This window comes from Variovorax sp. V35 (assembly GCF_041154465.1).
GTDB lineage: Bacteria > Pseudomonadota > Gammaproteobacteria > Burkholderiales > Burkholderiaceae_C > Variovorax > Variovorax boronicumulans.
In genome coordinates this window covers 3786533-3807843 of the sequence record NZ_AP028666.1, presented here as the reverse complement: position 1 = coordinate 3807843, position 21311 = coordinate 3786533, and the positions used below count along the sequence as shown (strand labels likewise).

The window sequence follows — 21311 nt, the reverse complement described above, 5'->3', positions numbered from 1 at the left end:
GCGAGATTCATCGCCAGCACTCCTTCGTCAGCAGTCCCGCGACCTCGTCGTCCATGTCCTTCACACCCAGGCCGCTCAAGGTCAGCGTGCCGCACCGATCGCCGGTCATGCTGCCGGTGCGGGTGGCCTTGAGGATGAAGCTGGGTGGGGTGTCGCGCGCGAAGACGGCGATGGTGTAGTTGGCGGCGCCGGACTTCGGCGACTGCTGCAAGGCCTTGGGCAACAGGCTCTCTGCGCCTTTCTTCTGCTCGGTCTCCTCGCCGGCATCGCCCGCGGCAGCGGTGTAGCGATCGTTCGCCGAGTAGTAGCGCTGCATGAACTGCGCGGCCTCCATCAGAATGCCCTGGGCTTCGGCGCGCTTGGAGCGGCGCACGTGCTCCTGGTAGTTCGGCAGCGCGATGGCGGCCAGGATGGCGACGATCGCGACGACGACCATGACTTCGATCAGCGTGAAGCCGCGGCGGGAGCGTGAAGATGCAGGAGGCAGGAGTGTCATGGCGATGGAGGTCACGAAGTCATTTATCGCGCGTCAGCACGGACTGCAGCCATGCTTCCGCGCCCTGGGTGGCGATGCCGGTCGACGTCTCGAACCTGGCGTTGTTGGCAAAGCCCCGGGCGGTGATCAGGTAGCCGGTCAGGCTGGGCGTCGAGGTGGTGGCGATCTTCTGGATGAGGCAGCGCGGTTCGATCTCCAGGGGCGTCGCGTCGACCGTGGTGCCGGTGGGCTTCTTGTTGACGTAGGCCTTCGGAACGACGATCGCGCTGTTGCCCACCCAGCTGGCCTTCTTGCGCCATGCCGCGGTTTCGTCGAACTCCGAGCCGATGGGGGTCGTGATGATCCGGGCGCGCATGCCGACGGAGGCGTACTCGGTGTAGTCCTTGTCGTCACCGTCGAAGATGGCCACCTGTTCGCAAAAACGCAGCGCGGTCTCGGCGGCCTCGCGCGCGACCTCGGTTGAACGGATGCCGTTCACGCTGCGCTCGCTCTGCGTGGCATTGCGGATCGCGAAGGTGCCGACCAGCGACAGGATCACGACCAGGATCAGCGTGACGATCAGTACGACGCCGCGTTCGTACGCACGGCCGGCGATGCGGCGCGGAAGAGGGGATGGCTTCGTGTTCATGGGGTGATCAGGCGGTTGCGCAGCAGCACCGTGGTGGTGAAGGTCCTGCGCAGGTAGCCGTCGGTGCCGGTGCGGTCGGTGTTGTCGCATCGCTTGTAGGCAAGGCCACCGTCGGGCACGTCGCGCACCGGCCGGTCGCTGCGCATCTGCAGGCACACGCGCACGCTCAGCACGCGGCTCCAGCGGTCTTCGGCGAGATCGGCAAGAACGCCGCTGCCGGGCAGGGCATCGACACCCGCGGCATCCAGGTACTTGACGATCTGGTGTCGCAGCGGGTCGTAGGTGGCCGCCAGCTCGATGCTGGGACGGCTGGCCACGCCATAGAGAATGCGCATGCTCTCGACGTTGGCCAGCAGCGGCTGCGAGGGGCCGATGGCGTTGACGGCGTCGCGCTTTTCCATGCCGCGGCAGGACAGCATCGGCGCCGTGCTCGCGTCGGTCACCAGATAGCGGTTGTCGGCCAGGGCGTAGTTGTCGGGTGGGGGCGCGCCGGGTGCCGGCGTGGGCGGCGGGTTCACCTGCGACGGCGTGAGGGCGTTGATGCCGTTGCCCAGGCAGTTCGTTGCCAGCTTGGCGTCGGTGCCCGTGGGCATGGTGTTGTCGGTGGTGGCTTCGTAGCGGATGGCGATGGCGTCGCTGCCCTTGCCCGTGCACGACAGCTTGTCGAAAGCGGCTGCGGCGTCGGTGAATCCACCAGTGCATCCGCGCACGGCGGGGCCGGCGTAGTTGCCCATCACCGTGGCGCCGTTGCTCGGGATGAGCTGCTGCGAATAGCCGGCCTGCTTGAGTTGCTGCTGGATCAGGTTGAGCGCGAGGATGCCGTCCTCGTTCAACTGCGTCTCGGCCTGCGACAACTGGCTGCTGCGGCTGGAGGTCGAGAACGTGGACAGAGCGGCGGCCAGGATCACCAGCCCGATCGTCAGCGAGATCATCAGTTCGATCAGCGTGAAGCCACGGGCCGGATTGCGCCTGCGCGGGGGAGCAGTGAAGACGGCGCTCATAGCGTGACCCGGAAGTACATGCAGTTCACCTCTGCCGGGGCCGCGATGTTGGCGCCGGCGATGGGGCAGGCCTGGTGCTGCGCGAAGCCCGCGTCCTCCGCGATGGCGCGCCAGATCAGCCAGATGTTCAGCACGCGCGTGGCCGGCAGGCCGTTCACGCCGGAGGCCGCGTCGACCAGTTCCGTCGTGACGTAGGCCGTGCCGCCAGGCAGCCGGTTCCCGACATTGGTGAGCCACTGCGCGAGGTCGTAGGCGGCAATGGCCGCGCCACAGGTGTTGACCGGTCTATCGGGAACGGAGGTGTCGACCTCGCAGGCGGCGGGCGGCGGCGTGGGGTCCGTGGAGGCTGCCTCGCGCGTGCTGGCGTTGTAGGCCTTGGCGTGGGTGTAGCCGGCAAAGCCCGCGAGGTTGGCGCGGGCACGTTCCGCGTAGTCGTTCACCAGGCTCAGGCCCGTGGCGCGCATGCGCGAGAACTGGTTGTACTTGAGGGCTGCCGAGGTGAGCCCGGCCATGCCGAACAGGCCGATGGCCAGGATGACGATGGCGACCAGCACCTCGATGAGGGTGGCACCGTGTTGTTGTGTGGGGCGCTTCATTCGTCGTTGCCCGAACAATCTTCGCCATCCGCGGCGTAGCGGATGCGCCCGGGCTTGCTGATGCACAGCGTCTTGCGTGCCCATGGGGTGGTGCTGGCCGTCTCGAATCCGGGGGCATCGACGGTGATGCTGTTGCTCCCCGAGCTCACCAGACCATTGGGCAGGAAGACAAAGCGGCCGGCTTTTCCCAGGGCAATCTTCGCGATGGCAGGCAGTGCGTCCTGTCGCAACAGCACTTCGTCTGTCGACTCGGAATAGGCGAAGTCGCCGTCGCGGTCGTTCTTGGCGAAGACGATCCAGCCGGCCGCGAAATCGTTGCCGCCCGAGCCGGTTTCGCACTCGACCGCGGTGCCTGCGCGCAATTGGCAGACGACGACGGGTCTTGCGCGGGCGATGGCTTCGGTGCGTGCGGTTCGCAACGAACCGGTCACGGCGTTGACGGCGTTGGACAGCCGCCATTGCACGATGAAGCGCGTCATCGAAGGCGCCGCGATGCCGATCAGGATCGCGAGGATCGCCAGCGTGACCATCAGCTCGATGGCCGTCAGTCCGCGCTGGTCGCGCAGCCGCGCCGGCCGCGAAGAATCGCGTGGCCTCATGTGCATGTGTCTCCCTGTTGTTTTGGAATTTCAGCCGACAACTTCTGGGCGCGAGACTAGGCGGCGATGCACATGTCCGACAACGGCTTGCCGACATTCGGTGCGTTCGAAAGGATGAGCGGAAATGCCTCGAAGCGCCGAATGAAAGTCTGGTATTTCGAGGTCTTCGGCTGGTACTTTTTCTCTTCTGCGGAAGAGGTCTTCGCGCTCATGTCCGCGCGTCGTTTTTCAACCTTGAATCACAATGCTTCGATGACTGCCGCATCCCCTTCCGATTCCGGCTTTGCCTTGTTCCCGACCGCCATCGGCGTCTGCGCGCTGGCCTGGGGGCCGCAGGGGCTGGTCGGTGTGCAGCTGCCCGAAGAGCGGGGCGAGGCCGCGACGCGTGCGCGCATGCACCGGCGCTTTCCTGATCTGGAGGAAGCCCCGCCGTCGCCGCGCGCGCAACATGCCATCGCGGGTGTGCAGGCGCTGCTCGAAGGCGCGACCGACGACCTGTGCGACATCGAGCTCGACATGCGCGGCGTGTCCGAGTTCCATCAGCGCGTCTATGCCATCGCGCGGCGCATTCCGCCGGGGCAGACGCGCACCTACGGCGAGGTGGCCGAAGCACTGGGCGACAAGGGCCTGTCGCGCGCGGTCGGCCAGGCCATGGGCCACAACCCCTTCGCGCCGGTCGTGCCGTGCCACCGCGTGCTGGCCGCAGGCAACAAGCCCGGCGGCTTCTCGGCGGGCGGCGGCTCGCTGACCAAGCTGCGCATGCTCGACATCGAAGGCGCCACGCCGAGCGGAACGCGCTCGCTGTTCTGAGCTTGAACGGTCAAGCTGCCGGCACGGGCAGTTGCTGCAGTCCTGCGATGCGCGAGCCGAAGATGATCGCGGCCTGCAGCACGAAGCCCGCGAGCGCCAGCAGCAGGCAGGCCGGCTCGCCCCACAAGGCGCCCACCAGGCCACCGAGCGCCGCGCCGACCGGGCGTGCGCCTGCATTCACCGTCAGGAAGACGGCCGACACCCGGCCCAGCATCGCCGAGGCCGTCACGCTCTGGCGCAGCGTGGTCGACGTGATGACCCAGACCATCGGCCCCGCGCCGAACAGGAAGAACGAAAGCGCGGCCAGCGAGGCGGTCGGCACGACGAGCGTGGCCGCCATCGTCGCGGCTGCGGCGACCGCCACCGCCGGCCCAACTTGGATCGCGCGCCCGAAAGGCAGCCGCGCCGTCACGCGCGAGGTCAGCAGCGCACCGACCACCATGCCCGCGCCGTACATCGCAAGGGTGAAGCCCACGGCCTGCGCGCCGAGGCCCAGCACGCGCACCGCATAAGGCACATAGCCCGCCTGCAGCACGAACCACGAGATGTTGAAGACCGCGCCGGTCATCAGCATCGGCCGCAGGAACGCGTGTTGCCAGACGAAGCGCGCGCCATCGTGCACGTCGCGCAGCGGATGGCGCGACGGGGCCGCGGGGCGGGGCGCTTCGTGCAAGCGCAACAACAGGCCCACGGCCGCCACCGACAGCACCGCCGCCAGCACGAAGGCCGACGAGGCACCGGCCCACGCGACCAGCGCGCCCGCGAGCGCGGGCCCGGCCGTGAAGGCGGCACTGCGCGCCAGCTCCAGCCGCCCGTTGGCGCGCGCCAGCGCCTCCCGCGGCACGAGCGCAGGCACCAGCGCGGGCGCCGCGACGCTGAACCCCACGGTGCCGACCGCGCCGAGGAACCCGAGCACAGCCAGCCCGCCGATGCCCAGCGTCGACGACAGCACCATGCCAAGCAAGGCCAGCAGCGACACCGCACGCAGGCCCTCGGCCCACACCATCAAGCGACGGCGCGACATGCGGTCCGCGAGCAGGCCCATCGGCAGCGAGACCAGCAGGAAGGGCAGCGTCTGCACCGCCGCGAGAAAGCCGATCTCGCCCGGCCCGGCGCCGAGCGCGAGCACGGCCACCAGCGGCACGGCTGCGAGGCTCAGTTGTTCGGCGGACTGCGCCGCGAGATTGGCCCAGGCAAGGTGGGAGAAGGAACGGGGAAGAGGCGAGGGCATGGGGCGTGGCACGAAGACAAAGACCGCATCCTCGGGGCCGCGCCCGTCTGCCGCTGGCCGTTTACGGACGTGGAAGCCTCAGCCCGCGTTCATCTGCTCGAACCACTCGGCCACGCACACCGCCTCGGGCGCCGCATCGGGCGCGAGGCCGTAGTAGTAGCGCTCCAGCGTCATCCGCAATTCAGGCAACGGCGACTGCAGCCGGCCCGACGCCAGGTCGTGCGCCACCAGCGAGGTCGGGGCCAGCGCGATGCCCAGGCCGTCGACCGCGGCCTGCAGCACGAAGTGCAGGTGATCGAACTGCAGCCGACCGGCCGGCCGCGCGCGCGGTGCGCCGACCTGCTTCTTCCAGTCGTCCCAATCGTCCTTGCGCGTGCGCGCCGACAGCAGCACGTGCGAAGCGAGGGCGCGCAGGTCGGGCAGCGGCTGCGCCTTGAACAGCGCGGGCGCACCGACCACCAGCACTTCGTCTTCGAGGAAAGGGCGCACCTGGATCGACGACGGCCAGCCCTCGAGGCCGCGGCGCACGGCGATGTCGAAGCTGTCCGTGGCCTGCTCGGGCATCACGGTGCTGGTGACGACCTGCGGCTCGATATCGGGATGGCGTTCCACGAACGACGGCAGCCGGGGAATGAGCCAGCGCACCGCGAACGACGGCCGCACATTGATGCGCACCGCGCGCGCCGGGCCCTGCAGCTGCAGCGCGCGGGCCGCTGCGTGGATCTGCGCGAGCGCGGGTTCGGTCTCCGCGAAGAACTGCTGGCCTTCGGGCGTCAGCGTGACCTGCCGGATGCGGCGCTCGAACAGCGCCACGCCCAGGCAGGCTTCGAGGCTCTTGATCTGCCGGCTCACCGCGCTGTGCGTCACGTGCAGTTCGACCGCGGCACGCGTGAAGCTCAGGTGGCGGGCTGCCGCCACGAAGGCACGCACGGCATGGAGGGGCGGTTCGCGAAGCGGCATGCGTGCGATTTTCTCACGCATGCCGCGCGGGAATGTCGTTTGTCGGCGGGCGTTGCGAGCGGGCACGATACGGGCTCGATGTCCGCTGCACCACCGCTTTCTCCCGCCGTTCCCGTCCGTTCCACCGACCTGGATTCCCGCCACGCCGCCATGGCGCTTGGCCTGTCGTTGCCGGCCGATGTGGTGCTGTACCTGCTGCTGCCCATGTACGCGTCGCAGTTCGGCGTTTCGCTGGCCGAGGTCGGTCTGCTGCTGGCGGCCAACCGGCTGGTGCGCATCGCGGGCTACGGCTGGGTCGCGCGTTTCTATGCGCGCCACGGCGACCGGGCGAGCTGCACGCTGGCCGTGGTGGCCGCCGCCTGCTGCGGGTTGGGCTACGCCACGCTCTCGGGTTTCTGGGCGCTGCTGCCGCTGCGGCTGACCTGGGGCCTGTGCTTCGCGGCGCTCAATTTGTCGACACAGGCCCTGGCCACGGCCGACCCGCTCGGTGCCGCGCGGCGCAGTGGGCGTTCGCGCGCCTTCATCGCGACCGGGCCAGTGCTCGCGCTGCCGCTCGGCGCGCTGCTGGCGTACACGGTCGGGCCGCGCGCGATCTTCGGCGTGCTGGCGGTGGTGTCGTTGCTCGCGCTGTTCGTCACCCGGCGGCTGCCGTCGAAGCCGCACCACAGCGCAGCGCCGACACGGCGCTTCTCGCGGCCGAACGCGCTGGACGGCTGGTCCTTCATGGAAGGGCTGGCACTCGACGGCCTGTTCATTGTGGGCCTGTCGTACCTCGGCAAGGACCTGCTGCCCGGCGGTGCGGTGATCGTGGCCGGCGTGCTGATGGCGCTGCGCTACCTCGCGGAAATCTTTCTCGGGCCGGTGGGCGGGCGCATGGCGGAGCACTTCGGCGCCGAGCGCCTGCTCGTGAGCCTGTCGCTGGTGACGTCGCTCGCGCTCGTGGGCTTCGGCCTGGGCTGGCTGTGGAGCTGCGCGGCGCTGATCGTAGTGCTGCGCGCGCTGCAGCTGCCACTCCTGCCGCCCATCGTGGCGCGGCGCACGCCCGGACCGGAGCGCGTGCGGGCGCTCGCGGCCCGCGCGGTCTGGCGCGACATCGGCGCGGGCGCCGGGCCCTTGCTGGCGGGCGTGCTGCTGCCCCTTGCCTCGCCGCCGTGGATCTACGGCAGTGCCGCGCTGTTGCTGGCGGTGGCGGCGCTGGCCTGTGTCCGGCGCGCATCGCCACCCACCCCGATCCAGGAGAACATCACCCCATGACCACCATCGACACCGTTGCGCAACTCGAAGCCCTGTTTGGCCAGCCGGGCGAAGCCTCGCTCAAGAAGGAAGTGCCGTACCTGCACCCGAGCTACCAGGCGCTGATCGCCGCGTCGCCGTTCGCAGTGCTCGCGACCACAGGCCCCGGCGGGCTCGATGCCTCGCCGCGCGGCGACGCCCCGGGCTTCGTCGCGGTGCAGGACGACAAGACCTTGCTGCTGCCCGAGCGGCGCGGCAACAACCGCATCGACAGCCTGCGCAACATCGTGACCGAGCCGCGCGTGGCCTTGCTGTTCCTGATTCCGGGCGTGGGCGAGACGCTGCGCGTGAACGGGCGCGCACGCATCAGCGTGGCGCCCGAGCTGCTGGCGCGCTTCGCGGTGGAAGGGCGCGCGCCGCAGTGCGTGATCGAGATCGCCGTCGAGACCGTGTTCTTCCAGTGCGCCCGCGCGATCCAGCGTTCGAAGCTCTGGGCGCCGGTGCCGCAGGACGCGCCGCGCACCGTGCCGACGCCGGGTGCCATCCTTTCGGCGCTGACCGATGCGGCCTTCGACGGCGTCACCTACGACCGCGAACTGCCCGCGCGCCAGCAGGCCACGCTGTACTGAAGGGGCGCGGCGTACCGCCCGGTAGAACGAATGCACTAGCGGCGAAAGCCGCCGACCCCACGCCTGCACCGATTGCGAGCCTTCGCCACAATCGACCCAATGCGTTCTTCTCCGTTCTTCAAAATGGCCCTGTTGTTGGGCCTGCTCTCCGCCATCGGGCCTTTCGCGATCGACATGTACCTCCCGGCTTTGCCCGCCATCGGGCAGAGCCTGCATGCGGACATCGGCGCGGTGCAGATGAGCCTCACCGCCTTCTTCCTGTCGCTCGGCGCGGGCCAACTGCTCTACGGCCCGATCTCCGACATGGTCGGGCGCAAGCCGCCGCTGTATGCCGGGCTGGTGCTGTTCGCGCTGGCCAGCGTGGGCTGCGCGCTGGCGACCGACATCCAGACCCTGATCGCGCTGCGCTTCGTACAGGGCCTGGGCGCCGCCGCCGGCATGGCGATTCCGCGCGCCGTGGTGCGCGACCTGCACACGGGCACCGATGCCGCGCGGCTGATGTCGCTGCTGATGCTGGTGTTCAGCGTGTCGCCGATCCTGGCGCCGCTCGCGGGCAGCCTGGTCATTGCCTTCACCGGCTGGCGCGGCGTGTTCTGGGCCGTCACCATCGCCGCGGTGGCGGGCCTGGCCATGATGGTCAAGCTGCTCGACGAAACACGTCCGGCCTCGGAGCGTGTCGAAAGCAGCCTGGGCAGCGCGCTGTCGGCCTACTGGCTGCTGCTGCGCGACTGGCACTACCTCGGGCTGGTGTTCATCGGCAGCTTCGCGATGGCGGGCTTTTTCACCTACCTGGCCAACTCGTCGTTCGTGATGATCGACCACTACGGCCTGTCGCCCGCGATGTACAGCGTGGCCTTCGGCGTGAATGCGGCGGCCTTCATCGCGGCCTCGCAGTTCACGGGCTCGCTGGGCGAGCGCTACGGGCTGGTCAACCTCGTCAAGTTCGGCGTGGCCTGCTGCGGCGTGGCGATGGTCGCCATGTTCGTGTACTTCGCGATGGGCGGCGACAACCTGTGGGTGCTGATCGTCCTGTACTTCATCGCCTCGGGCTTCATGGGCCTGGTGATCCCGACCACCGGCGTGCTCGCGCTCGAGATGCACGGCGCCATCGCCGGCACGGCCTCGGCGCTGCTGGGCACGCTGCAGATGCTGACCGGCGCCTTGGCGATGGCGGTGGTGGGCCTGTTCTCCAACGGCCGGCCGCTGCCGATGGTGGCGGGCATGGCCGCAGGCGCGCTCATCGCGCTGGTGCTGACCTGGCTCACGCTCGGCGGTGTGCGCTCGGAGCCGACCGGGGGCAGGGCGCAGGAGGCCTGACATGACGGTCGCCATGACAGGCAACGGTCCGCAGGCCCAGCTCGACGGCCTGGCCGCGCCCGCGCGCGGCTGGGCGATGCTGGTCATCATCCTCGGGCTCACGGTCTCGGTGCTCGACGGCACCATCGTCAACCTCGCGCTGCCCGGCATCGCGCGCGAGCTGCAGGCCACGCCGGCACAGGCCATCTGGGTGGTCAACGCCTACCAGATCGCCACGCTGGTGATGCTGTTGCCGCTGGCCTCGCTGGGTGACCTCGTGGGCTACCGGCGCGTGTACCTCGTGGGCATGGCGGTGTTCACCGTGTCGTCGCTGGCCGCGACCTTCGCCAATTCGCTCGGCACGCTGATCGCGTCGCGCGCACTCCAGGGGTTGGGCGCGGCGGGGATCATGAGCGTCAACGCGGCGCTGGTGCGGCTCACGTTCCCCTCGGCGCAGCTGGGGCGGGGCATGGCCATCAATTCGCTGGTGGTCGCCACCTCGTCGGTGGCCGGGCCTTCGGTGGCGGCGGCGATCTTGTCGGTAGCGTCGTGGCCGTGGCTCTTCGCCATCAACGTGCCGCTGGGCATCGTGACCTTCGCACTCGGCATGCGCGCGCTGCCGTTCAACCGCGCGGCGCCGGCCGCGGGCGCGCGCTTCTCGCTGGTCGACGTGACGCTCAACGTGCTGATGTTCTCGCTGGTCTTCCTCGGCGTGGACCAGCTGGGCGTGCGCGAGGGCGGGGTGCAGGCCACGGGCACGCCGTGGTCGGCCTGGGCCACGCTGGCGGCCGGGCTGGCGGTGGGCTTCGTCTACCTGCGGCGCCAGCGCACGCAGGCGGTGCCGCTCTTTCCCATCGACCTGCTGCGCATCCCGGTGTTCGCGCTGTCGATGGGCACCTCGGTGGCGGCGTTCTGCGCGCAGATGCTGGCCTACATCGCGCTGCCGTTCCTGCTGCTCGACGTGTACGGCCGCAGCCACATCGAGGCCGGCCTGCTGATCACGGCGTGGCCGCTGGCCATCGTGGTGATGGCGCCCATCGCCGGGCGGCTCATCGGGCGCTATCCCGACGGGCTGCTGGGCGGCATCGGCCTGGGCCTGCTGGCCACGGGCCTGGCGCTGCTGGCGGCGCTGCCGGCGCATCCGGGCAATGCCGACATCGCCTGGCGCATGGCGCTGTGCGGCCTGGGCTTCGGCCTGTTCCAGTCGCCCAACAACCACACCATCGTGAGTTCGCCACCTGCGCACCGAAGTGGTGCGGCCAGCGGCATGCTGGGCACGGCGCGGCTCACGGGGCAGACGCTCGGGGCCGTGGTGCTGGCGGCGGTGTTCAGCGTCTGGAGCCCGCACGGCGGGCATGGCCCGGTGGTGGCGCTGGTGCTGGCGGCGGGCTGTGCGGCGGTGGCGGCGGTTTTCAGCAGTCTGCGGCTGAAGACGACAAGTCCGCATGCCTGAATAAGGTAGGGTACGGCCTCATGAAGGAAGTACCTGACACCGTGATCTGTCCGGGCTGCGACGCGGTCTACGCCCGCACGCCGCTGGCGCCGCGCGACGTGGCCGAGTGTCCGCGCTGCGGCACCGAGCTCGACCGGCACCCGGGTGCGCAGCAGCGGCGCATCCTGCCGCTGACGGTCGCGAGCCTGATCATGTTCGCCATCGCCAACCTGTTTCCCATCGTCGAGATCGAGCTGCAGGGCCTGCGCAGCCAGACCACGCTGGCCGGCGCGGTGGTGGTGCTGAGCGCCGAGGGCATGTCGCCGGTGGCGCTGCTGGTGCTGGCCACGACCATCCTGTTTCCGCTGCTGCAGCTGTGCATCCTGGCCTACCTGCTGGTGCCGTTGGCCCGTGCGCACCGGCCCTGGGGCTTCGCGGTGCTGGTGCGCATGATGCAGTCGCTGCGGCCCTGGGGAATGATCGAGGTGTTCCTGCTCGGCGTGCTGGTGGCGATCGTCAAGCTGTCGAGCATGGCGACGGTGGTGCCGGGCCCCGCGCTGTGGGCCTTCGTGGCGCTCACCGTGACGCTCACGGCCGTGCTGTCGTTCAACCCCGGCGCGTTCTGGGAGATGACTTTCCGCAAAGCCGATGAAGAGGATGCAGCCGCGCCGGAGGTGCGCGCATGAACGTGCGCGGGCTGCCCGCCCGCCTGGCCTCGGCACGTCCCTGGGAGGCGCAGGCCGACGACGAGCACGACCACGAGAACCCGATGCCGACGGCCGCCGCGCTCGGCCTGCACGTCTGCACGCACTGCACCGCCGTCTGGCGCGATGCCGAAGATGGCGACGCCTGCGCCCGCTGCGGCACGCACCTGCACACACGCAAGCCGCAGAGCCTGAACCGCACCTGGGCCTTCCTGATCGCGGCCTGCATCATGTACATCCCGGCCAACCTGCTGCCGGTGATGATCACGCGCACGCTGTTCGGCGCGCAGTACGACACCATCCTCAGCGGCGTCATCTACTTCTGGGTGTCAGGCGCGTGGGGGCTGGCGGCCATCGTGTTCATCGCGAGCTTCCTGGTGCCGCTGTTCAAGCTGGCGGTACTGCTCTTGCTTGTGGTGCTGGCGCAGCGGCGCAGCAACTGGCGCCGGCGCGAGCGGGCCAAGCTGTATCACATCATCGAGATCATCGGGCGCTGGTCGATGCTCGACGTGTTCGTGGTGTCGCTGCTGACCGGGCTGGTGCAGATCCAGGGCTTCGCGGTCATCACCGCGGGCGTGGGCATTGCGGCCTTCGGTGCGGTGGTGGTGCTGACCATGCTGGCCTCGCTGAGCTTCGACCCGCGCCTGACGTGGGACGGCCCGGTGCCGCAAGCAGACACGGACGAACGACAGATTGAAAGCAGGGAAGAAAAAATCGCATGAGTGAAGAAGACACGCAACCGCAAGACCGTCCGGCAGCGTCGGCCCCGCCCGCGCTGCCGAAGCCGAAAGTGGCGCGCCGCCGCGAATGGCTGCCCTCGCTGATCTGGCTGATTCCCATCGTCGCCGCGCTGGTCGGCGTGACGCTGGTGGCCCGCATCCTCATGGAGCGCGGCCCCGAGATCGTGCTGACCTTCAAGACGGCCGAGGGCCTCGAAGCCGGCAAGACCGCCGTGAAATACAAGGACGTGCAGATCGGCCTGGTGCAGAGCCTGCGGCTGGCGCGCGACCGCTCGCACGTGCGCGTGCTGGTGCAGCTCAACAAGGACGCCGAGGGCTTCACCTCGGCCGACTCGCGCTTCTGGGTGGTGCGGCCGCGGCTGGACACCTCGGGCATCTCGGGCCTGGGCACGCTGTTGTCGGGCGCCTACATCGGCGCCGACGCGGGTGTCGAGAAGGAAACCGCGGGCGAGTTCACCGGCCTCGAAGCCCCGCCCATCGTCACGCGTGGCGACTCAGGCCAGCAGTTTTTGCTGCGCGCACGCGACGTGGGCTCGCTCGATGTTGGCTCGCCCGTGTACTTCCGGCGCATCAAGGTCGGGCAGGTCGCGGCCTACGAACTCGACGGCGACGGCCGCGGCGTCACGCTGCGGGTGTTCGTGAACGCGCCGTACGACAAGTTCGTCGGCATGAACACGCGCTTCTGGCAGGCCAGCGGCATCGACGCGCAGCTCAGCGCCAGCGGCTTCACGCTGCGCACGCAGTCGCTGGCCACCATCCTGCTCGGCGGCATCGCCTTCCAGGCGCCCGACGATGCCATGGGCCCGCTGGCCAAGGAGAACACCGCCTTCGTGCTGGCGCAGGACGAAAGCGCCGCTATGAAGGAGCCCGACGGCCCCTCGCAGACGCTGCTGATGTACTTCAACCAGTCGCTGCGCGGCCTCACGCCGGGCGCGCCGGTCGATTTCCGCGGCGTGGTGCTGGGCGAGGTGAAATCCATCGGCGTCGAGTTCGACCGCGCCGAGCGCGAGTTCCGCATGCCGGTGCTGGTGCAGATCTACCCCGACCGCCTGCGCCGCCGCGAAAGTGGTGCCGGTGCGCAGGCCACGGAGTCGCGCGCGACGCAGCAGGAACGGCTGCGCTTCCTGGCCGAGAAGGGCCTGCGCGCCCAACTGCGCAACGGCAACCTGCTGACCGGCCAGGTCTACGTGGCGCTCGACTTCTTCCCGAAGGCGCCGCCGGCGAAGATCGACCTGTCGAAGAGCCCGATCGAGCTGCCGACCATCGCCAATGGCCTGGACGAGATCCAGTCGCAGGTGCAGGAAATCGCCACCAAGCTCAACAAGGTGCCCTACGAGCAGATCGCCACCGACCTGCGCACCACGCTGGCCACGCTCAACAAGACGCTCACCAGCACCGAGCAGACCGTCAGCCGCATCAACAGCGACGTGACGCCCGAGCTGGCCGCCGCCATGAAGGACGTGCGCAAGACCGTCAACTCGGCCGAACGCACGCTGGCCGACGACTCGCCGCTGCAGCAGGACATGCGCCAGACCCTGCGCGAGCTGACGCGCGCCGCCGGTTCGGTGCGCGTGCTGACCGACTACCTCGAACGCCATCCCGAATCGCTGCTGCGCGGCAAACCGGACGACAAGAAATGAAGACGACGACGACCTTCGCGCTCGCGGGCGCCGCCGCGTTGCTGCTGCTGGCAGGCTGCGCGAGCAAGCCCGACAGTTACTACACGCTGGCCAGCCCGCCCGCGCTCACCGACGCGGCGCCGCGCACTCCTGATGCCGCCGCGCCGCTGTACATCGAGCTCGCGCCCGTGGCCGTGCCCGAGCGGCTGGCGCGCCCGCAGATGGTGGTGCGCCGCCCGACCGGCGGTGTGCAGGTCGACGTGCTCGAGCAGCACCGCTGGGCCTCGTCCTTCGAGAACGAGCTGCGCGACGCGCTCGGCAGCGGCATTGCCAGCCGGCTCGGCGCGCTCGACGTCACGCAGGGCGGGCGCCAGACCTCGCAGCCCGTGTGGCGCGTGGCGGTGCAGGTGCGCCAGTTCGAGATGGTGGACGGCGGGCGCGTGGACGCCGGCTTCACCTGGACCCTGCGCCGCTCCGACGAGGCGCGCACGCTGGTGTGCCGGCTCGACGCGGGCGAGGCCACCGGCAGCGGCATGGACGCGCTGGCGCAGGGTGCGCAGCGCGTGACGGCCGCGGCGGCGGCGGCCATGGCGCGCAGCGTGAACGCGGCGCGGACGAACCCGGGCGCGACGGCGTGCGCGACCTGAGGCTTTCACCTTTCCCCGACGGGGGAAGGCACCACGCCGCCATCCGCTAGAACGGAGGTCCCATGGCACAGATCGGCAAGGCGCCCTGCGACGACACGCTGATCCTGCATGGGTCTCCATCTCCCACGGAAGAGGGCGCCTGCCCCGAAGCCTCCAAGCCCTGGGTGCTCGCCGCGGCCATCGTCGGCTCGAGCATGGCCTTCATCGACGGCACCGTGGTCAACGTCGCCTTGCCTGCCATCCAGGCCGACCTGCATGCCACGGCCTTCCAGGCGCAATGGGTGGTCGAGTCGTACGCCTTGCTGCTTGCGGCGCTGCTGCTGGTGGGTGGCGCGCTCGGCGACAGCTACGGAAGGCGGCGCATCTTTGCCATCGGCGTCGTCGTGTTCGCGTTGTCGTCGGTGGGCTGTGCGCTCGCGGCCGACGTGCAGCAGCTCATCGCCGCACGCGCGATTCAAGGCATCGGTGGCGCGTTGCTGGTGCCGGGCAGCCTGGCGCTCATCAGCGCGTCGTTTCCCGAGAAGGAGCGCGGCAAGGCCATCGGCACCTGGTCGGGTTTCAGCGGCATCACGGCGGCGGTGGGGCCGGTGCTGGGCGGCTTCCTGGTCGATCACTTCTCGTGGATCTGGGCTTTTCTCATCAACGTGCCGATGGCGCTGCTGGTGCTGTGGATCGTGCGCCGCCACGTGCCCGAGAGCAAAGGCGCCGCGGCGCGCGGCGGGCTCGACCTGTGGGGCGCGTTGCTGGCGACCGCCGGGCTGGGCGGCATCGTCTACGCCTTCATCGAGGCGCCGACGCAGAGCTGGCGTTCGCCGGCCGTGCTCGCGGCGTTGGTGATCGGTGTCGCGGGCAGCATCGGCTTCGTCGTCGCCGAACGCCGGGCGCGCACGCCGATGCTGCCGCTGTCGCTGCTGCGCATCGGCAACTTCAGCGGTGCCAACCTGCTGACGCTGCTGCTGTATGCAGCGCTGGGCGGCGGGCTGTATTTCTTTCCGCTCAACCTGATCCAGGTGCAGGGCTACTCGGCCACGGTGGCGGGCGCGGCGCTGCTGCCGTTCATCTTCCTGATGTTCGCGCTCTCGGGCTGGGCCGGGCAGCTGGTCGACCGCTTCGGGCCGCGCCTGCCGCTGGTCATCGGACCGGCCATCGCGGCCGTGGGCTTTGCGCTGTTCGCGCTGCCGGGCGTGGGGGCGAGCTACTGGAGCGGTTTCCTGCCCGCCGTGGTGGTGCTGGGTTTCGGCATGACGGTGACGGTCGCGCCGCTCACCACCACGGTCATGAACGCCGTGGGGCCCGACCTCGCGGGCGTGGCCTCGGGCGTGAACAACGCGGTGTCGCGCGCGGCGGCGGTGCTCGCGATTGCCGTGTTCGGCGCCATCATGGCCTGGGCCTTCGATGCGGCGCTGGCCGAGCGGCTGCAGGCGATGGGCGCGTCGGACGAGGTGCGGGCTTTTCTTGCGGCCGAGCGCGATCGATTGGCTGCGGCCGGTGCGCCGCCGGGTGCCGATGCGGCCACCGTCGCCGCCGTGAAGCGCGCGGTGGCCGAATCCTTCGTCGCGGGCTTTCGCTGGGTGATGCTGCTGAGCGCCGGCCTGGCCGTGCTGAGTGCGGTGAGCGCCTGGCTGATGATCCGGCGCACGCCCTCAGAAAAGCCAGACAACGACAAGCCATGAGACAGGAGACAAACCACCGATGGAAGCAGCACAACCGGCCGACGCGCCGCCGCATGTCGATGTCCTGATCGTCGGTGCCGGCCTGTCCGGCATCGGCGCCGCCTGCCACCTGCAGGCGCAGTGCCCGGGCCGCAGCTACGCGATCCTCGAAGGGCGCGAACGCAGCGGCGGCACCTGGGACCTGTTCCGCTACCCGGGCGTGCGCTCCGACTCCGACATGTACACGCTGGGCTACGTGTTCCGACCGTGGACGCAGGCCAAGGCGATCGCCGACGGTCCGTCGATCCTGCAGTACGTGCGCGACACCGCGCGCCAGCACGGCGTCGAGGACAAGATCCACTACCAGCACCGCGTGGTGCGCGCCGCCTGGTCGAGCGCCGACGCCTGCTGGACGGTCGATGTGGAGCAGGGCGCCGACAAGCGGCCCGTGCAGTGGCGCTGCAACTTCCTCTTCCTGTGCAGCGGCTACTACCGCTACGAGGCGGGCTACACGCCCGACTTCACCGGCATGGCCGACTTCCAAGGCCGCATCGTCCATCCGCAGCACTGGCCCGCCGACCTGGACCACGGCGGCCAGCGCGTGGTCGTGATCGGCAGCGGCGCCACCGCGATGACGCTGGTGCCCGCGATGGCCAAGAGCGCCGCGCACGTCACGCTGCTGCAGCGCTCGCCGACCTACGTGGTGGCGCGCCCGGCCGAAGACCCGATTGCCAATCGCCTGCGGCGCCTGCTGCCGGCGATGGCCGCGTACCGCCTCACGCGCTGGAAGAACGTGACGCTCGGCATGCTGTTCTTCCGGCTCGCGCGGCGCAAGCCGGCGCGCGTCAGGCGCATGCTGCTGGGCGGCGTGCGCCACGCGCTCGGGCCCGGCTACGACATCGCCACGCACTTCACGCCGCGCTACAACCCGTGGGACCAGCGCCTGTGCCTCGTGCCCGACGGCGACCTGTTCGCCGCGCTCAACGCGGGGCGCGCCTCGATGGTCACGGACCACATCGACACCTTCACGCCCGAGGGCCTGCGGCTGAAGTCGGGCCGCGAACTCGAGGCCGACATCGTCGTCACCGCCACCGGCCTCGAGCTGCAGGTGCTCGGCGGCATCGAACTGAGCGTGGACGGCCGCCGCGTCGACCCCGCCGCGACCTTCAACTACAAGGGCATGATGTACAGCGACGTGCCCAACCTGGCCTCGTCCTTCGGCTACACCAACGCCTCGTGGACGCTCAAGTGCGACCTGACCTGCGCCTACGTCTGCCGGCTGCTGAATCACATGCACAAGCACGGCTGGCGGCAATGCACGCCGCACAACGCGGGCCCCGACCTGTCGCCCGAACCGTGGATCGATTTCAGCTCGGGCTACGTGCAGCGCTCGCTCGACAAGTTTCCCAAGCAGGGCGCGCGCACGCCGTGGAAGCTGCACCAGAACTACCTGCGCGACATCCTCCTGCTGCGCCTCGGGCGTGTGGACGACGGGGTGATGGCGTTCTCGAACCGCGCGGTTTGATCGCGGCCTGACCGCGTTGCGTGACACGTCGATGTATAGCTCTGCTCAATACAACATCGAAGATTTTTGAATTGGATCGATGGCAGGCGGCGGTGATTTACTCCGCCCGGCGTTGCACTCGCCCTGCAGAAGACGGCGAGGCGGCACCCGGGAATCACCCCACGACCCTGTGATGAGGAGACCTCATGAAGTCATCGATCCGTGCATCCCTGGCGGGCCTGCTGTTCGCAGCGCTGGCAGGACATGCAAGCGCTGCCTCGCTGGACGCTTTCGCGGCCACGCCGAACGCCGCCATCTCCGGCAACAACATCGAGAACCTGACGCAGTCCACGCCCGAGATGTGCGCGTCGGCCTGCCTGGGTGCGCCACGCGGCGCCTGGTGTGTCTCGTTCGACTACAACAAGGCCGGCCAGAGCTGCGACCTGAGCGACAAGCGCGCCGCCGACGTGGGCGGGCTGAAGACCGACTACCCCGGCAACCCCTATGACCACTACAGCCTCAAGCCCGATCCGCTGAAGCCTTTCGCGCGCACGCCCAATGCGGCCATCAGCGGCTACAACACCGAGGCCCTGCAGGCCGTGACGCCCGCCGACTGCGCCAACGCCTGCACCGACGCGAGCCGCTCGTCGTGGTGCAAGTCCTTCGACTACCACAAGACCAACCAGCGCTGCGACCTGAGCGACAAGCGCGCCAGCGACATCGGCGGCCTGAAGACCGACTACGTCGGCAACCCCTACGACCACTATGCGCTGATCGCGGGCGAGGGCGTTCCCAACCCCGTGCCCGGCAACAAGCACATCCTGCTGATCGGCATCGACGGTCTGCGCGGCGACGCCATCCAGTGCGCGGGCTGCGTGCAGACGCCCGCGATGTCGGCGCTGATCGCCGGCGGCGCCTTCCACGGCAACGTGCTGGCGGGCGGCACCAAGCAGGCGACCGTGAGCGGACCCGGCTGGTCGTCGGTGTTCACCGGCTTCTGGGCCGACAAGCACGGCGTGACCTCGAACACCACCACCTTGCCGCTGAAGAAGACGCACGTGTTCGACCAGATCAAGGTGGCCTGGCCGACGGCCACGACCGCGGTGGTGGGCGACTGGTTCAACATCACCCACAACCTGCGCCCGGCGCTGGCCGACTTCGTGGTCGCCAACGCAGCCAAGAATTCGCAGCAGGCCACCGATGCGGTGAAAGGCTGGCTGAGCTGGAAGCACCCGCCGACGGCCATCTTCTACTACCTGCACAACGTCGACGTCCACGCGCCGAGCTACGACCCGCTCAATGCCTACTACCAGGGCAAGATCGCCGGCGAAGACCAGCAGATCCAGCAGGTGCTCACAGCGCTCACGTCGCGGCCGAACTACGCGAACGAGGAATGGCTGATCGTCGTCACCTCCGACCACGGCGGCACCGGCAGCAGCCACGGCGGACAGACGGCGGCCGAGCGCGACACGCTGCTGATCCTGAACAACAACCACCAGAACCCGCTCAAGCCCAGCTACTGCGTGGGCAACCTCGGGGGTACCGCATTGACGCAGGTGGACGGCACGACGCCGCACATCCTGGACTTCCTGGGCCTGCCGAACACCACCGAAGGGCAGAAGCACCCGGCGTGTGGGAACTGAGGGCAGGCGAGTCCGGACCGGGCCGAAGGGGAGGGTAGCCCGCGCGCATGCCGTGCGCGGCAGGCGAAATGCCTACCCTTCGGCGATCGGCGGGTTGAACCCGCACATAATCTCGCGTTTTCTTTTGTTCTGAATCTCTCAGGTAGCCACGCCGTGTCGAAGCCAACCTGCCCCTGGACTTCGACCAACCCTTCCCGGCTGTGGTGCGCCCGTGTTCGAACGCTATTACCGCGAGCTGCTGAGCTTTCTGTCCCGCAAGGTTCCCGACCGCGCCACCGCGGCCGACCTGGCGCAGGAGAGCTACGTGCGGGTGTACGAGGCGCAGCGCACCGGCAGCGTGGTGCGCGATCCGCGCGCGCTGCTGTACCGCACGGCCCGCAACCTCGTCACCGACCACCACCGCCGCACCAGCGTGCGCGCGGGCGGCGACACGGCGGCGCCCGATGACGCGCCGCCCGACGCCGACGACTGCATCGGCCCGCCCACCTTCGAGCCCGACGCCATCCTGTCGTCCAGCCAGGGCATGGCGGCCATGGTCGAGACCATCGACCGGCTGCCTCCGCGCTGCCGCGAAGCCTTCGTGCTCTACAAGTTCGACGGGCTCTCGTACGCCGAGGTGGCTGCGCGCATGGGCATTTCGGTGCGGACGGTCGAGATGCAGTTGCGCATTGCGATGGAGGCGTGCTGGGCGTGCCTGGAGCGGACCCGTGGTTCAGAGTGAGATGAGACGCCCCATTACAGGGTTTGACCACGCTCGTGCGTCTACCCCCATAAGAACGATCCCCACGCCATGACCCTCACGTCGCCACCGTCCGAAGAAGCCCTGCGCCTGCGACAGGACGTGCTGGACTGGTTCGTCCGCCGCCAGCGCGCGCAATGGAGCGCGTCCGACGAGCGCGCGTTCCAGGCCTGGCTCGGTGCCGATGCGCGCCATGGCGAGGCGTTCCGCGAATGGGAGTCGCGCTGGCGCGCCTTCGACGCGATCGCGCCCGAGACGGTCGCAGGCTGGCGCAGCGGCTTCGAAGGCCACGCGCCCGCCGCCCCCACGCGCCGCGGCTTCCTGAAACCGGCTTTCGTGCTGGCTGCGTCCGGCATGGCGGTCGGCGCCGGCTACCTCGGCTGGCACCACGTGCAGGCCCAGCCCGTGTTCGAACAGGCCTTCGCCACCCGGCGCGGCCAGCAGCTCGAAGCGCCGCTGCCCGACGGCTCCCGGCTGCGGCTGGACACCGCCACCCGCCTCGAAGTGCGCCTGTTCCGCGACCGCCGCGAGGTGACGCTGCTCGACGGGCAGGCGGTGTTCGCCGTGCAGTCCGATGCGAAACGCCCGTTCGACGTGCTGGCCGGTCCGCTGCGCGTGCGGGTGGTCGGCACGCGCTTTGCCGTGCGCCACACCCCCGGCATGCCGGGCGCCGATGGCACGCGGGTGTCGGTGGAAGAGGGCAAGGTGCGCGTGGTGCGCCGGGCGCCGGATGCGACGAGCGAAGTCTTCTTGACCGCTGGGCGCCAGGTGGAAAGCGATGCGCAGGGCCGGTTCTCCGCCGTCTCGGCCGTGCCGCGCGACGGCATCGCGCCCTGGCGCGAGCACCGCCTGAGCTTCGTCGACACGCCGCTGGCCCGCGCGCTGGCCGAGCTGGAGCGCTACGGCAGCACCGGCCTGGTGGTGAACGACCCGGCCGTGGCGGCCCTGCGACTGAGCGGCACCTTCGACCCGCGGGACGCGCGCACGCTGCGGCGCGCCCTGGCCAGCGCCTTGCCGGTGCGGCTGAAGGACACCGGCACGGTCGCGGAAATCCTGCCGGCCCCCTGAAACAAAAGAATCAAGAATTTCTCGCCGGCACTACGGGGATTCCGCCGGCTCGTGCGTCAGCCCAGATAGGAACCATTTGCATTC

Annotated in this window: 22 protein-coding genes; 14 read left to right on the top strand and 8 right to left on the bottom strand. The window is 69.6% G+C overall.

Going from position 1 to position 21311, the window contains the following annotated elements; translation table 11 throughout:
• Window positions 1-7: 7 nt before the first annotated feature.
• The 6 genes from ACAM42_RS17655 to ACAM42_RS17630 form a co-directional block, all read right to left on the bottom strand.
• On the bottom strand, window positions 8-511 hold the full coding sequence (locus ACAM42_RS17655) for a type IV pilin protein (RefSeq protein WP_369628887.1): 504 nt from the start codon (window positions 509-511) through the stop codon (window positions 8-10).
• Between the two features lie 4 nt (window positions 512-515).
• A complete protein-coding gene (locus tag ACAM42_RS17650) occupies window positions 516-1124 on the bottom strand; it encodes a PilX N-terminal domain-containing pilus assembly protein (protein WP_369628886.1) in 609 nt (202 codons plus the stop codon).
• Entirely contained in the window at window positions 1121-2125 is a 1005-nt protein-coding gene (locus tag ACAM42_RS17645) for a PilW family protein (RefSeq protein WP_369628885.1), read from the bottom strand. Before ACAM42_RS17645 ends, ACAM42_RS17650 begins: the two co-directional genes overlap by 4 nt.
• Entirely contained in the window at window positions 2122-2721 is a 600-nt protein-coding gene (gene pilV / locus ACAM42_RS17640; protein WP_369628884.1) for a type IV pilus modification protein PilV, read from the bottom strand. The genes ACAM42_RS17645 and pilV overlap by 4 nt, the downstream gene beginning before the upstream one ends.
• Complete coding sequence (locus ACAM42_RS17635) at window positions 2718-3251, bottom strand: GspH/FimT family pseudopilin (protein WP_369628883.1); 534 nt, start codon at window positions 3249-3251, stop codon at window positions 2718-2720. Before ACAM42_RS17635 ends, pilV begins: the two co-directional genes overlap by 4 nt.
• Before the next feature lie 125 nt (window positions 3252-3376).
• A complete protein-coding gene (locus ACAM42_RS17630; RefSeq protein ID WP_369628882.1) occupies window positions 3377-3532 on the bottom strand; it encodes a hypothetical protein in 156 nt (51 codons plus the stop codon).
• Window positions 3533-3572: 40 nt separating this feature from the next.
• Between ACAM42_RS17630 and ACAM42_RS17625 the strand changes: the two genes are divergently transcribed.
• Window positions 3573-4130 carry a methylated-DNA--[protein]-cysteine S-methyltransferase gene (locus ACAM42_RS17625; RefSeq protein ID WP_369628881.1) on the top strand — a complete coding sequence of 186 codons (558 nt, stop codon included), beginning with the start codon at window positions 3573-3575 and terminating at the stop codon, window positions 4128-4130.
• A gap of 10 nt (window positions 4131-4140) precedes the next feature.
• Here ACAM42_RS17625 and ACAM42_RS17620 read toward each other — a convergent pair whose 3' ends face one another.
• Both ACAM42_RS17620 and ACAM42_RS17615 read right to left on the bottom strand, forming a co-directional pair.
• Window positions 4141-5361 (bottom strand): MFS transporter, encoded by a 1221-nt coding sequence (locus tag ACAM42_RS17620; protein ID WP_369628880.1) that lies wholly within the window; start codon window positions 5359-5361, stop codon window positions 4141-4143.
• 78 nt (window positions 5362-5439) lie between these two features.
• A complete protein-coding gene (locus tag ACAM42_RS17615; RefSeq protein ID WP_307638180.1) occupies window positions 5440-6321 on the bottom strand; it encodes a LysR substrate-binding domain-containing protein in 882 nt (293 codons plus the stop codon).
• 78 nt (window positions 6322-6399) lie between these two features.
• On the opposite strand from ACAM42_RS17615, the gene ACAM42_RS17610 reads away from it, so the two are divergent.
• The 13 genes from ACAM42_RS17610 to ACAM42_RS17550 all read left to right on the top strand — a co-directional run bounded on the left by ACAM42_RS17610 (window position 6400) and on the right by ACAM42_RS17550 (window position 21227).
• Window positions 6400-7575 carry an MFS transporter gene (locus ACAM42_RS17610; protein WP_369628879.1) on the top strand — a complete coding sequence of 392 codons (1176 nt, stop codon included), beginning with the start codon at window positions 6400-6402 and terminating at the stop codon, window positions 7573-7575.
• The gene (locus ACAM42_RS17605) at window positions 7572-8183 is read left to right on the top strand and encodes a pyridoxamine 5'-phosphate oxidase family protein (protein ID WP_369628878.1); all 612 of its coding nucleotides are present in this window, start codon (window positions 7572-7574) and stop codon (window positions 8181-8183) included. The genes ACAM42_RS17610 and ACAM42_RS17605 overlap by 4 nt, the downstream gene beginning before the upstream one ends.
• A gap of 99 nt (window positions 8184-8282) precedes the next feature.
• Window positions 8283-9500: a multidrug effflux MFS transporter gene (locus ACAM42_RS17600; protein ID WP_167395025.1), complete on the top strand. Its 1218-nt coding sequence runs from the start codon at window positions 8283-8285 to the stop codon at window positions 9498-9500.
• A 1-nt stretch (window position 9501) separates the two neighbouring features.
• The gene (locus tag ACAM42_RS17595; RefSeq protein WP_369628877.1) at window positions 9502-10932 is read left to right on the top strand and encodes an MFS transporter; all 1431 of its coding nucleotides are present in this window, start codon (window positions 9502-9504) and stop codon (window positions 10930-10932) included.
• Window positions 10933-10952: 20 nt separating this feature from the next.
• The gene (locus ACAM42_RS17590; RefSeq protein ID WP_369628876.1) at window positions 10953-11597 is read left to right on the top strand and encodes a paraquat-inducible protein A; all 645 of its coding nucleotides are present in this window, start codon (window positions 10953-10955) and stop codon (window positions 11595-11597) included.
• Window positions 11594-12337: a paraquat-inducible protein A gene (locus tag ACAM42_RS17585; RefSeq protein ID WP_369628875.1), complete on the top strand. Its 744-nt coding sequence runs from the start codon at window positions 11594-11596 to the stop codon at window positions 12335-12337. Before ACAM42_RS17590 ends, ACAM42_RS17585 begins: the two co-directional genes overlap by 4 nt.
• Window positions 12334-13995 (top strand): intermembrane transport protein PqiB, encoded by a 1662-nt coding sequence (locus ACAM42_RS17580; RefSeq protein WP_070060642.1) that lies wholly within the window; start codon window positions 12334-12336, stop codon window positions 13993-13995. The genes ACAM42_RS17585 and ACAM42_RS17580 overlap by 4 nt, the downstream gene beginning before the upstream one ends.
• Window positions 13992-14621, top strand: coding sequence for a membrane integrity-associated transporter subunit PqiC (locus tag ACAM42_RS17575; RefSeq protein WP_369628874.1), 630 nt, complete (start codon window positions 13992-13994; stop codon window positions 14619-14621). The genes ACAM42_RS17580 and ACAM42_RS17575 overlap by 4 nt, the downstream gene beginning before the upstream one ends.
• Window positions 14622-14683: 62 nt before the next feature.
• Window positions 14684-16294, top strand: a complete 1611-nt coding sequence (locus tag ACAM42_RS17570; RefSeq protein WP_369628873.1) for an MFS transporter — start codon at window positions 14684-14686, stop codon at window positions 16292-16294.
• Between the two features lie 19 nt (window positions 16295-16313).
• On the top strand, window positions 16314-17798 hold the full coding sequence (locus ACAM42_RS17565) for a flavin-containing monooxygenase (RefSeq protein ID WP_369628872.1): 1485 nt from the start codon (window positions 16314-16316) through the stop codon (window positions 17796-17798).
• Between the two features lie 185 nt (window positions 17799-17983).
• Window positions 17984-19420 (top strand): PAN domain-containing protein, encoded by a 1437-nt coding sequence (locus ACAM42_RS17560; RefSeq protein WP_369628871.1) that lies wholly within the window; start codon window positions 17984-17986, stop codon window positions 19418-19420.
• A 211-nt stretch (window positions 19421-19631) separates the two neighbouring features.
• Window positions 19632-20141: an RNA polymerase sigma factor gene (locus ACAM42_RS17555; protein WP_062480225.1), complete on the top strand. Its 510-nt coding sequence runs from the start codon at window positions 19632-19634 to the stop codon at window positions 20139-20141.
• Window positions 20142-20210: 69 nt separating this feature from the next.
• Window positions 20211-21227: a FecR domain-containing protein gene (locus ACAM42_RS17550; protein WP_369628870.1), complete on the top strand. Its 1017-nt coding sequence runs from the start codon at window positions 20211-20213 to the stop codon at window positions 21225-21227.
• Window positions 21228-21311 lie beyond the last annotated feature (84 nt).